This is a genomic window from Gilliamella sp., from assembly GCF_024104075.1.
GTDB lineage: Bacteria > Pseudomonadota > Gammaproteobacteria > Enterobacterales > Orbaceae > Gilliamella > Gilliamella bombi.
Genome location: NZ_JAGGHR010000048.1, coordinates 1 through 11,111, shown reverse-complemented (window position 1 = coordinate 11,111; position 11,111 = coordinate 1). Strand labels below are relative to the sequence as shown.

The following is an 11,111-nucleotide window of genomic DNA, read 5'->3' as shown; positions in this document are numbered from 1 at the left end:
ATTACCCATGTGAGAGTAGGGTGCCGCCAGACTTTTAAATATAGAGAGCCCAGCAGTCATGCTGGGCTTTTTGCTTTTATATTATTATTTTATGATATGTAAAAAATCACTTAGTTGCTTTTGCTTTATTTTTAGTAACTTAACTTTAATCTATCTTATATTTTTATCTATAACTGATATGTATTTAGGTTTCTTTCTTAAATTGTTTAGTAAGTTTTTATCATCATCTTTCCACCAATATTCTTTATATATAGCTGGTTTTTTAAATTCATAAATGCTAATTAAACCTAACAAACCTGATGGTGAATCGGCCATAAAATCCCAACCGTTCTTTTCAGCACAGTACATTTTTAACTTTTCGTCATACCAAATTCGGTATCCTTTTTTATCTAATATATTGAGTACAGTGTTTGATATATTTGAATATTCAGATAATGCCGGCATAAAATTAATCCTGTTTCATAACTTTAATAGTTTACAACTAGCTGATGTGTGATTATCTCATTTTTAATACAAAACTAACGTAGAAAATCATGCTAGTTGTTTTTGTGTTTTGTATTCAATAGGCGTTATACTATTTAATGTCTCATGATTTTTTCAGTATTATAAATGGTAAGTCATTTTCGGTCATTCTATTTGCTTGCTCCAGGTTGTTAAAATGATAAAAATCTAACCCGACATATTTTTAGATAAAAAGCACTTTAATTATTTAAAATTTTATACTCAAACACATAGTTTCCTGAAAGTTTTTAACATTATTTTAAGATTTAAAGGAGGGTACAAAAATAAGTATGTAGAAATAGTATTCTCCATTTTATAATTATTTTGTTAGATCAAATTCTTTCAGAATATTTTTATAAAAAATAAACACAGCCTCTATTTTTTAGACTTATAACGTTGAATAGAGCTTGAGAGGTTTTGTTCTTCTATCCATGCTAATTTTTCAGTATAATTTTTTTCAGCACCACGAGTTGTTGGGCGATAATATTTTGTATTAGCCATTTCTGGCGGAAAGTAATTTTCACCTGCTGCGAAAGCGTTGGGTTCATCGTGGGCGTAACGATACTCAGCGCCATAACCTAAGTTTTTCATTAAGCTTGTTGGAGCGTTGCGTAAATGCTCAGGAACATCGTAATCAGGTTTTGATTCGGCATCAGTCATTGCTTGTTTAAATGCAAGGTAAACTGCATTACTTTTTGGTGCACAAGCAAGATAGATGATTGCTTGTGCAATTGCACGTTCACCTTCAGCAGGACCAACTCTTGTAAAGCAGTCCCATGCCGCAAGCGCGACTTGCATAGCTCTAGGATCGGCATTACCAACATCTTCCGAGGCAATGGCTAATAATCGACGTGCAACATAAAGTGGATCTCCGCCAGCTGATATAATTCTTGCATACCAATACAGAGCGGCATCAGGTGCGGAACCACGTATTGATTTATGTACCGCGGAAATTAAATCGTAAAAACGATCGCCTTGATTATCGAATCTCGCACTACGTTCTCCCATAACTTCTTTGAGTAAATCAGGTGTAAGTTCATGCCCATCTGACATGTCAATTAATAGTTCAAGTGTGTTAAGTGCTCGCCTTGCATCACCACCAACGAAGTCAGCAATTTGTTTTTTTGTTTCTTCGGGTAGATTGATGTTTTTATTACCATAACCACGGTTAGGATCGTCCATTGCCTGTTGTAAAATTTGCTCAATGTCATGGTTGGTTAATGATTTGAGCAAATAGACTCTTGCACGAGATAATAATGCAGAATTTAATTCAAATGATGGGTTTTCAGTTGTTGCTCCAATAAACGTAACAGTACCGTTTTCGACATAAGGCAAAAATGCATCTTGTTGGCTTTTATTAAAACGATGAACTTCGTCAACAAATAATATAGTGCGGATCCCTGCTTGCTGATTAATTTTAGCACGTTCAATTGCTTCACGAATATCTTTTATGCCAGATGTAACGGCAGAAACTCGTTCAACTTTAGCATTAGCATGATGAGCAATAATTTCAGCTAAAGTTGTTTTGCCCGTGCCTGGCGGCCCCCAAAGGATCATTGAGTGTAAATTTCCAGCTTCAATTGCTTTTGGTAGCGGTTTATCTTTCCCCAATAGATGAGATTGACCTATATATTCAGCTAGATTACGTGGGCGCATTCTAGCTGCTAATGGTTTAAATTCATCAGTAGTAAATTCAAAAGACATACTCGGCATGGCAGGTATTTATCCGCATTTGTAAAATAAAACCTATTATATACTTGTTATTTTGTAAGTGAAAAAAGAAAAGAAAATATCTTTCCCCAGTGGAATAAAAACGGTAATATTTCAATCCTATATAGTAATCAAAATATATTTAACATATTTTTATAGAAGAAATACATAAGGATTGGCTATGAAAAAGTTTTTACTTTTAATTGGAGCATTAGTTAGTTTATCAGCATGGGCTAGCGATAAAGAAGTATTACAACAACGTTTAAATAAAATTGACGGGTTTTATGCAAGGTTTTCGCAAGATGTGAAAACGGCCGATAATCAACAAGTACAAGAAGGTAAAGGCGATTTATGGGTTAGTAGACCTTACTATTTTAATTGGACGATGAATGAACCTGATGAAACATCGATTATTTCTGATGGAAAGAATATGTGGGTATACACACCAGCAGTTCAACAAGTTAGTGTAATGGACTTGAAAAAAGCGATTGATAACCGATTAATGTTACTGATTACTGACAGTCAGAACCCAATTTGGAATGTTTATAATGTCACTCGTAAACAAGATTCGTTCACTTTAAAACCAACCGATGGGTCTAATCAAGACTTTATTATTTCGGTATTACCTACAGGTATGATTTCTAACTTTACTATTATAGAAGAAGATGGCCAACGTAGTTTTTATGACTTGTCTCGACAAACACTAGGTAAAGTCGCATTAGACAAATTCAAATTTACTCCGCCAGCAGGCGTAACTGTTGATGATCAACGTTAGTATATTGTAGATTTATAATGTACTAAAAAAGATAGCGCTAGCAAATCTAATTAAAACAGAAATTGAATCGATATCTACTGCTAGCGTTATATTTTACGGAGTGAATCAAAACATTACCGATTTGCGTTTTTCATAATACGTGCTTTATCAACTTGCCATTGGCGTTCTTTAATATCGGTACGTTTATCGTATTCTTTTTTACCTTTGGCAACACCAATTTTTACTTTTGCCCATGCGTTTTTCCAATATAACGAAAGAGCAACAACCGTATAGCCTTGGCGGTTGATCTGACCAAATAATGAGTTGAGCTCACGCTCATTTAGCAGCAACTTACGATTTCGCATCGGTTCACAAATAACATGCGTTGAGGCAACATTTAACGGCGTAATAGTTGCACCAAATAACCATGCTTCACCATCTTTAAGTAAAACATAGCTATCACTAATATTTGCTTTACCTGCACGGAGAGATTTTACTTCCCAACCTTGCAGGGATAATCCCGCCTCAATTTCCTCTTCAATAAAGTACTCATGGCGTGCACGTTTATTTAATGCAATAGTTGCCGATCCCGGCTTGTGTAATTTTTTCTTAGTCATAATGTGCGTTATTATAGAGTTACGTGATACTATATGCTACTAATTTTAACTTTTTATTTTATTATTATGGCACATGTTTTTCACGAAGTTATTGAGCCCTACTCAATTGAGCAAATGTTTGCTTTAGTTAATGATATAGAAAAATATCCAGAATTCATTCCTGATTGTATCGCAACAGGCATTATTAGAAAACAAGATAATATTATGACTGCCTTTATTAAGGTTGAAAAGTTCGGTTTTAAAAAATCTTTTACCACATTAAATAGAGTTAATGAACCTAACTCTATTGATATAACGCTTTTAGAAGGTCCATTTAAACAATTATCGGGTCGGTGGCAATTTGTTAAAATTACTGAAAACCAAAGTAAAATTAGTCTCAATTTAGATTTTGAGTTCAAAAATAAATTATTAGATATGACTTTTACTCCTGTATTTAAAGAAATCATGACTAGTATGGTTAATGCGTTTTCAAAAAGAGCAAGGCAGATTTATTAAAATGATCAATATTCAAGTTGTTTATGCGTTACCGAATAATCCAACAGTAATTAATTGTAATGTTGATGAGCAAACGAATGTCTTGCAAGCAATTACAAAATCCAATATCTTATCGTTATGCCAGATTAAACTAGATGAACATTTAATCGGCATCTATGGAAAACGTTGTGATCCTAATGAATTGGTTAAAAATGGCGATCGTATTGAAATATATCGCCCTTTAATCAATGATCCTAAAGAAATAAGACGAAGAAAAGCTGCACAAAAAAATTATGGCTAAAGGCAAAGGATATTAAATGCATAATCTGTTAATTGAAAAGATTGAAACTTTATGCAAAAAACGTGGTATTAAACTGACAACGCAACGTCGAACAGTTTTAGATATTATGTTAACAGCAAATAAAGCAATGAGTGCCTATGATCTTTTAGATCTACTAAAAGTAAGCGAACCACAAGCTAAACCTCCAACAATTTATCGTGCACTTGAATTTTTACTTGAACAAGGTTTTATCCATAAAGTGGAATCTTCTAATAGCTATATTATTTGTCCACATTTTCAAGATCCTGAACATATTTCAATTTTATTCATTTGCGATAAATGTCAACAAATCATCGAAAAACATTCACAAGATATCGAACATCAATTTAAACAGTTAGCACAACAAAGTGATTTTTTAATCAAACATAGTGTGCTAGAAATACACGGATTTTGCCAGCAGTGTCAACCTTAATTATTGTTCTTTGGTTAATTAATATTGCCTGTGATACTGTTGGGCAAATTGCATTTAAGTATGCCGCAATTACTTCAAAAAATAAGCAGGGTTTACATTATTGGCAAAAATTATTTAGCAATTTTTGGCTTTGGTTGGGGTTTGGCACATATTTTATCGGTTTTATTTTTTGGCTAGCATTTTTAAGTAAAGTGCCTTTATCGCAAGGTATTTTACTAGGTTCATTTAATATCATAACTGTTATGTTAGCTGGGCGTATCTTATTTCAAGAGCACCTTACTTTATTTCGTATCATTGGTATATTTTTTATTACTACTGGCGTAGTTTTAGTGGGGCTTACGTAATGAAAAAATTTTATATTATTGGATTTATTTTACTATTATTTTTTGACACATTTGGTCAAACAAGCTTTAAATTAACTGCAATATCAGCTATGCCATTTGAAGTGAGTATTGATTGGTTAATCCGTATTTTTACTTATGGTTGGGCTTATTTAGTAATGCTTGGCTATACAGGGGCATTTGTCACTTGGATGGTATTATTAAAAAAAGCCCCAGTGGGTCCAGCTTTTGCCGCTTCTCATTTACAGGTGGTTACAGTAATGTTGGTATCGGTTATTGTTTTTGATGAGCAAATTACATTGACACGCATGCTTGGTGGGTTATCTATCATTATAGGTATTGTCTTTTTAGCTCTAGCAGAGCAAAAATTACAGCATAAATCCTAAAGTTGCCTATTTTATACTGAAACATAGTGTTTCCTGAAACTTTTTAACAAAGAATTAATACTTCTAATTTACTAATTAGCCAGTTTGAGTTTATCTTATTTAGTAGAAATAATATGCCCTAATGAGCATATTGATTTCTAACCTTACAACTATTAATTTAAAATATTATTACCTGTAATGGATTATTTTAATAAAAATGCTTTTGGGATTGTTAAATACGGTCACGCTCAAGGATAACAATGTGAGCTTCTCGATTCCAGAATAAGAACAAGCGACGTATCTCTCTTTCCATCGTTACTACACGCCAGCCTGCTTCAGCATTTTTATTTAGTAACTCGGTAAACCTAGCTGGATTAACATTAGCTGATCCAAAAAGAAACGAAGAAAAAGCGTTTTCTTGATAAATAACTACCTTATATTCTTTCATAAAAAATTAAAACTCCAATAATTTATTTAAAGTAAGATTAAAAATTTTTAATATTATATACTGTTAAGACTTTAGTATCTAGCGTATAACAATTTTGTTTGATCTAAAAAATAGATATGTTCAATCTATATTAAAATTGTTAACCATTTTAATATATAGCTCTATTTTGCTCGACGTTAGCCTGACTAAGCACGAGGGTATTACGGCCTGATAGGTTATTAGACCCTTTATCTACTTTGTTCAAGCTAAAGGTACAATTGCTTGGTATGAAATGGCAAATTGTAGGAAAAAATAATAAGTTAAACAAATACACATAATATCTTATCGATTACTCATTGTCGAAGATGATGTAGCTGACCTTTATAAGAGTTATGAATTTGGTTTTTTATTCGTGAAAGGTATAATATCTCTAATACTTATTGATAAGTTCTTTATATAAAAAATATTACAGTTATAATTTGTAAAAAAGTTTCAGGAGAGTAGTTGTTTTAGTATAAAACACTATTATTAATTATTGATGAATAAAGAATCTTACTTTCAACGTTTTAGCGGTATAGCTAGGCTTTATGGTGAGTCGGCTTTGCAATGTTTTTCACAAGCGCATATTTGTGTAATTGGTATCGGTGGTGTAGGTTCTTGGGTTGCTGAATCGCTAGCGCGTAGTGGTATTGGTCAAATTACCCTAATTGATATGGATGATGTTTGTGTAACAAATACAAATCGCCAAATTCATGCGTTAAAATCCAATATTGGCAAAGCTAAAACCTCGGTTATGGCTGAACGCATTTTACAAATTAACCCTGAATGTATCGTGAATGAAATTGATGATTTTATTAATTCAGATAATGTTGGTGAATATTTAGGAACAAAGCAATCCCCATGTTATCACTATATTATTGAAGCAATTGATAGTGTACATGATAAAGCGGCTGTGCTTGCATATTGTAAGCGACAAAAATTGAAAGTGATTACCATTGGCGGAGCTGGTGGACAAAAAGATCCAACCCAAATTAAAATTGCAGATTTGGCAAAGACAATTCAAGATCCATTAGTAGCAAAGTTACGTGAAAAACTAAAGTATAATTATAAATTAAATAAAGATAGCAAAGGTAAATACGGCATTCCTTGTGTATTTTCGACTGAGCAATTAACGTACCCTTCTAAAAATGGACAAGTATGTTTAACAAAAAGTGAAGCAGATGGACCTAAAAAAATGGACTGTGGGTCAGGGTTCGGCGCAATTACAACAGTTACAGCCACCTTTGGTTTTGTGGCGGTTAGTTATGTGCTAAATAAATTGTGTAACACATAATTTTTTAAAACTAGTCCTTTTTCTTCCATAACAAATTCCATTAATAATAACCATTTTTGAATAAAAATGGTTCCTTTTTTTATATCTATTTCTTTTTTAGTGACTAAATACATAAAAATTAGTTACTTTTCGTAACATGCTTTTTTTTATTCAATATATTATTGTATAAAGTAAAAATCTGATTTACGATAACGTCAATTTCGTTTTGTCATTATGCTTAAGCATTAAATAGTTTCAAGGAAGACGCCAAACGATCCCGATTTATTTTTTAATTTCAAGGAGAAATCTATGGCAGTAACTAACATGAATGAGTTAAATGAGTTAATGGCTCGAGTCAAAAAGGCACAGGAGACTTATTCAACTTATACTCAAGAACAAGTCGACAAAATCTTTGTAGCAGCAGCGACAGCCGCCGCTGCGGCACGTATTCCACTTGCGCAACAAGCTGTTGCAGAGTCAGGAATGGGAATTGTCGAAGATAAGGTCATAAAAAACCTTTTTGCCGCTGAGTATATTTTAAATAAATATCGTCACGATAAGACTTGTGGAGTCGTTGCTGAAAATGAACCATTCGGTACTATTACTATAGCAGAACCACTTGGTATTATTTGTGGAATTGTTCCAACAACTAACCCAACTTCAACTGCGATTTTTAAATCATTAATTAGCTTAAAAACTCGCAATGCAATTGTCTTCTCTCCACATCCTCGAGCTAAAAAATCAACTATTGAAGCTGCTCGAATTGTATTAGATGCCGCAATTAAAGCTGGCGCACCAAAAGATATTATTGGTTGGATTGACGAGCCATCTATCGAATTATCAAATGCATTAATGCACCACGATGATGTGTCTGCTATTTTAGCAACTGGTGGACCAGGCATGGTAAAAGCCGCTTATAGTTCAGGTAAACCTGCGTTAGGTGTTGGTGCAGGTAATACACCAGTTGTTATAGATGAAACAGCTGATTTGAAACGTGCTGTTGCCTCAGTACTTATGTCTAAGACATTTGATAACGGGATGATCTGTGCATCAGAACAAGCAATTGTTGTTGTTGATTCTGTCTATGATGAAGTACGTCGCTTATTAACTCAATATGGTGCATATGTCTTAAATGCTAAAGAAACTAAAGCAGTACAAGGTATTATTTTAAATGACAAAGGCGCCTTAAATGCCAATATTGTTGGTCAGCCAGCAACTAAAATTGCTGAAATGGCCGGTCTTAAAGTTCCAGCTGGTTCGAAAGTACTTGTTGGCGAAGTAAGTAAAGTTGATTTATCTGAACCGTTTGCCCACGAAAAACTTTCTCCAACGCTTGCTATGTTCAAGGCTAAAGATTTCTCTGAAGCTGTTGATAAAGCAGAAAAATTGGTTGAAATGGGTGGAATGGGGCACACTTCAGTCCTTTATACTGATCAAGATAGCAATCGTGAACGTATTGCTTATTTTGGTAGTAAAATGAAAACTTGCCGTATTTTAATAAATCAACCAGCAGCTCATGGTGGTATTGGTGATTTATATAATTTTGATTTAGCGCCATCTTTAACATTAGGATGTGGCTCTTGGGGGGGTAACTCGGTATCTGAAAATGTTGGACCGAAGCACTTAATCAATAAGAAAACAATCGCTAAGAGAGCAGAAAATATGTTATGGCACAAACTACCAAGTTCTATCTATTTTAAACGTGGCTCACTACCAGTAGCTTTAAGTGAAGTGGTTGAGCAAGGTGCAAAACGTGTATTTTTAGTAACAGATAAATTCCTATTTAATAACGGTTACTCAAAACAAATCACTGATCAATTAGAAGCACAAGGTGTTATTTGTGAAACTTTCTTTGATGTTGAAGCAGATCCAACATTAAGTGTCGTGCGTAAGGGTACTGATTCAATGCAAGCATTCCAACCAGATACAATTATTGCGTTAGGTGGTGGTTCACCAATGGATGCTGCAAAAATCATGTGGGTTTTATATGAGCACCCTGAAACTAAATTCGAAGAGCTAGCATTACGTTTTATGGATATTCGTAAACGTGCTTGCCACTTCCCAAATATGGGGCAAAAAGCAAAATTAATTTGTGTAACAACCACATCAGGTACAGGCTCTGAAGTAACTCCATTTGCCGTGGTTACTGATGATGCAACAGGTCAAAAATATCCATTAGCGGATTATGCTATTACGCCTAATATGGCAATAGTTGATGCAAACTTAGTGATGAATATGCCTCGCTCACTTTGTGCTGCTGGAGGCTATGATGCTGTAACGCATGCTTTAGAAGCTTACGTATCAGTTATGGCAAGTGAGTTTTCTGATGGGCAAGCGCTACAAGCGCTAAGCATACTTAAAGCTTATTTACCAGCAAGTTATAGAGAAGGGGCTAAAAATCCTATTGCTCGAGAAAAAGTGCATAGTGCAGCAACGTTAGCAGGTGTTGCTTTTGCTCAAGCATTCCTTGGTGTTTGTCACTCAATAGCTCATAAAATTGGTGCAGCATTCCATATTCCTCATGGTGTTGCTAATGCTATGTTAATTAGTAATGTTGTCCGTTTTAATGCAACCGACAAACCAACTAAACAAGGTACGTTTAGCCAATATGGTTATCCTAAAGCAGTTAGCCGTTATGCCGAAATTGCTGATCATTTAGGTCTAACCGCAGCTACGGATAATGATGAGAAGAAAGTCGAGAAATTAATTGGTTGGTTAGATCAACTTAGAAAAGATCTTGATATTCCATTTTCTATTAAAGAATTTGGTGTGGATGAAAAAACTTTCTTGGCTCAAGTCGATCAGCTTGCAGTTGATGCCTTTGATGACCAATGTACTGGTGCAAATCCACGTTATCCTCTAATTGCTGAGCTAAAACAGATCCTTCTTGATACTTATTATGGTCGTGCATATCAAGACAAAGGCGATATTAGCGAAGATGTAGCGGTACAAACAGCGGCTAAAGGTGTAGGGACAACCAAAAAAATGTAGTTAAAAAGAAATAACATAAGTTTATTTTGAACTAAATAAAACCCGAAATAAGCATAAATTTCGGGTTTTTTTATGTTTTTGATTTATTTTTAAGCAAACAAAATAAAATTTGTTTTTTTTTGCTTGCAAGGTTAAATGTTCTAGTTCATAATGCGCAGCACTTAGGCCGGCTTAGCTCAGTAGGTAGAGCAACTGACTTGTAATCAGTAGGTCGCCAGTTCGATTCCGGCAGCCGGCACCATTTTCCTAAGTAGACAAATTTATAAAGATTCGGGGTGGGGTTCCCGAGCGGCCAAAGGGAGCAGACTGTAAATCTGCCGTGTCACACTTCGAAGGTTCGAATCCTTCCCCCACCACCATCATCTAATATTAGCAATAGCTAATTGAAGCATTTAGGTAGCCGAGTTTGAACATGCGGGCATCGTATAATGGCTATTACCTCAGCCTTCCAAGCTGATGATGCGGGTTCGATTCCCGCTGCCCGCTCCAATTGCTGATATAGCTCAGTTGGTAGAGCGCACCCTTGGTAAGGGTGAGGTCGGCAGTTCAAATCTGCCTATCAGCACCATTCTTGTTAATCTCCTAAACTTCTAAAAATATCAAATTTGCCTGCTTTATAGCTTGTCACTAGGTAACTTTATCTGTTATTATTCAGAGCTAATTTTAAGTTAGTATTATGTTGATATTAAATATGATACTTGGTTAATGTGGTGATTCACCACCGATTTGTATTACATTTGAGGGACGATAAATGTCTAAAGAAAAATTTGAACGTACAAAACCCCACGTTAACGTTGGTACAATCGGCCACGTTGACCACGGTAAAACAACTTTAACTGCTGCAATTACTTCTGTACTTGCTAAAAA

The 11,111-nt window shown here is 34.6% G+C and carries 13 protein-coding genes and 4 tRNA genes; 13 read left to right on the top strand and 4 right to left on the bottom strand.

From position 1 onward, the window contains the following. Positions 1–150 precede the first annotated feature (150 nt). Positions 151–444, bottom strand: a complete 294-nt coding sequence (locus tag J6569_RS10475; RefSeq protein ID WP_296318401.1) for a hypothetical protein — start codon at positions 442–444, stop codon at positions 151–153. A 432-nt stretch (positions 445–876) separates the two neighbouring features. Next, positions 877–2,214 (bottom strand): replication-associated recombination protein A, encoded by a 1,338-nt coding sequence (locus J6569_RS10470; protein ID WP_065590502.1) that lies wholly within the window; start codon positions 2,212–2,214, stop codon positions 877–879. A gap of 178 nt (positions 2,215–2,392) precedes the next feature. On the opposite strand from J6569_RS10470, the gene lolA reads away from it, so the two are divergent. Further along, complete coding sequence (gene lolA / locus J6569_RS10465) at positions 2,393–2,986, top strand: outer membrane lipoprotein chaperone LolA (RefSeq protein ID WP_296318400.1); 594 nt, start codon at positions 2,393–2,395, stop codon at positions 2,984–2,986. Between the two features lie 113 nt (positions 2,987–3,099). Here the strand turns inward: lolA and smpB are convergent, their stop codons facing one another. After that, on the bottom strand, positions 3,100–3,582 hold the full coding sequence (smpB, locus tag J6569_RS10460; protein WP_065590504.1) for an SsrA-binding protein SmpB: 483 nt from the start codon (positions 3,580–3,582) through the stop codon (positions 3,100–3,102). Between the two features lie 33 nt (positions 3,583–3,615). Here smpB and J6569_RS10455 point away from each other — a divergent pair, with 33 nt between their 5' ends. The 5 genes from J6569_RS10455 to J6569_RS10435 are packed head-to-tail and all read left to right on the top strand — an operon-like array spanning position 3,616 to position 5,535. Then, positions 3,616–4,077, top strand: a complete 462-nt coding sequence (locus tag J6569_RS10455) for a type II toxin-antitoxin system RatA family toxin (RefSeq protein WP_081298233.1) — start codon at positions 3,616–3,618, stop codon at positions 4,075–4,077. Position 4,078: 1 nt separating this feature from the next. Then, positions 4,079–4,357 carry an RnfH family protein gene (locus J6569_RS10450; protein WP_296318399.1) on the top strand — a complete coding sequence of 93 codons (279 nt, stop codon included), beginning with the start codon at positions 4,079–4,081 and terminating at the stop codon, positions 4,355–4,357. 16 nt (positions 4,358–4,373) lie between these two features. After that, the gene (gene zur, locus J6569_RS10445) at positions 4,374–4,808 is read left to right on the top strand and encodes a zinc uptake transcriptional repressor Zur (protein WP_065590506.1); all 435 of its coding nucleotides are present in this window, start codon (positions 4,374–4,376) and stop codon (positions 4,806–4,808) included. Continuing rightward, positions 4,796–5,152 (top strand): EamA family transporter, encoded by a 357-nt coding sequence (locus tag J6569_RS10440; protein WP_034913647.1) that lies wholly within the window; start codon positions 4,796–4,798, stop codon positions 5,150–5,152. The genes zur and J6569_RS10440 overlap by 13 nt, the downstream gene beginning before the upstream one ends. Next, entirely contained in the window at positions 5,152–5,535 is a 384-nt protein-coding gene (locus J6569_RS10435; RefSeq protein WP_034913644.1) for an EamA family transporter, read from the top strand. Before J6569_RS10440 ends, J6569_RS10435 begins: the two co-directional genes overlap by 1 nt. Before the next feature lie 211 nt (positions 5,536–5,746). Here the strand turns inward: J6569_RS10435 and J6569_RS10430 are convergent, their stop codons facing one another. Beyond that, positions 5,747–5,962, bottom strand: coding sequence for a DUF4177 domain-containing protein (locus J6569_RS10430; RefSeq protein ID WP_065590507.1), 216 nt, complete (start codon positions 5,960–5,962; stop codon positions 5,747–5,749). Between the two features lie 517 nt (positions 5,963–6,479). On the opposite strand from J6569_RS10430, the gene tcdA reads away from it, so the two are divergent. From tcdA to J6569_RS10395, 7 genes are all read left to right on the top strand, one after another. Further along, positions 6,480–7,274, top strand: a complete 795-nt coding sequence (gene tcdA, locus J6569_RS10425) for a tRNA cyclic N6-threonylcarbamoyladenosine(37) synthase TcdA (RefSeq protein ID WP_296318398.1) — start codon at positions 6,480–6,482, stop codon at positions 7,272–7,274. Positions 7,275–7,562: 288 nt separating this feature from the next. Then, on the top strand, positions 7,563–10,244 hold the full coding sequence (gene adhE, locus J6569_RS10420) for a bifunctional acetaldehyde-CoA/alcohol dehydrogenase (RefSeq protein WP_174798897.1): 2,682 nt from the start codon (positions 7,563–7,565) through the stop codon (positions 10,242–10,244). Between the two features lie 165 nt (positions 10,245–10,409). Then, positions 10,410–10,485, top strand: a tRNA-Thr gene (locus J6569_RS10415). Between the two features lie 33 nt (positions 10,486–10,518). Continuing rightward, positions 10,519–10,603 (top strand) — tRNA-Tyr (locus J6569_RS10410). A gap of 55 nt (positions 10,604–10,658) precedes the next feature. Next, positions 10,659–10,733: transfer RNA gene (locus J6569_RS10405), tRNA-Gly, on the top strand. A 3-nt stretch (positions 10,734–10,736) separates the two neighbouring features. Next, a tRNA-Thr gene (locus J6569_RS10400) sits at positions 10,737–10,812 on the top strand. A 183-nt stretch (positions 10,813–10,995) separates the two neighbouring features. Continuing rightward, on the top strand, positions 10,996–11,111 hold a 116-nt coding region (locus tag J6569_RS10395; RefSeq protein WP_296318402.1), incomplete at its 3' end, for a GTP-binding protein.

Excerpts from the sequence above, each read along its gene's own strand:
- J6569_RS10475 (WP_296318401.1), bottom strand. The coding sequence starts at position 444 with ATGCCGGCATTATCTGAATATTCAAATATATCAAACACTGTACTCAAT.
- J6569_RS10470 (WP_065590502.1), bottom strand. The coding sequence starts at position 2,214 with ATGCCGAGTATGTCTTTTGAATTTACTACTGATGAATTTAAACCATTA.
- lolA (WP_296318400.1), top strand. The coding sequence starts at position 2,393 with ATGAAAAAGTTTTTACTTTTAATTGGAGCATTAGTTAGTTTATCAGCA.
- smpB (WP_065590504.1), bottom strand. The coding sequence starts at position 3,582 with ATGACTAAGAAAAAATTACACAAGCCGGGATCGGCAACTATTGCATTA.
- J6569_RS10455 (WP_081298233.1), top strand. The coding sequence starts at position 3,616 with ATGCTACTAATTTTAACTTTTTATTTTATTATTATGGCACATGTTTTT.
- J6569_RS10450 (WP_296318399.1), top strand. The coding sequence starts at position 4,079 with ATGATCAATATTCAAGTTGTTTATGCGTTACCGAATAATCCAACAGTA.
- zur (WP_065590506.1), top strand. The coding sequence starts at position 4,374 with ATGCATAATCTGTTAATTGAAAAGATTGAAACTTTATGCAAAAAACGT.
- J6569_RS10435 (WP_034913644.1), top strand. The coding sequence starts at position 5,152 with ATGAAAAAATTTTATATTATTGGATTTATTTTACTATTATTTTTTGAC.
- J6569_RS10430 (WP_065590507.1), bottom strand. The coding sequence starts at position 5,962 with ATGAAAGAATATAAGGTAGTTATTTATCAAGAAAACGCTTTTTCTTCG.
- tcdA (WP_296318398.1), top strand. The coding sequence starts at position 6,480 with ATGAATAAAGAATCTTACTTTCAACGTTTTAGCGGTATAGCTAGGCTT.
- adhE (WP_174798897.1), top strand. The coding sequence starts at position 7,563 with ATGGCAGTAACTAACATGAATGAGTTAAATGAGTTAATGGCTCGAGTC.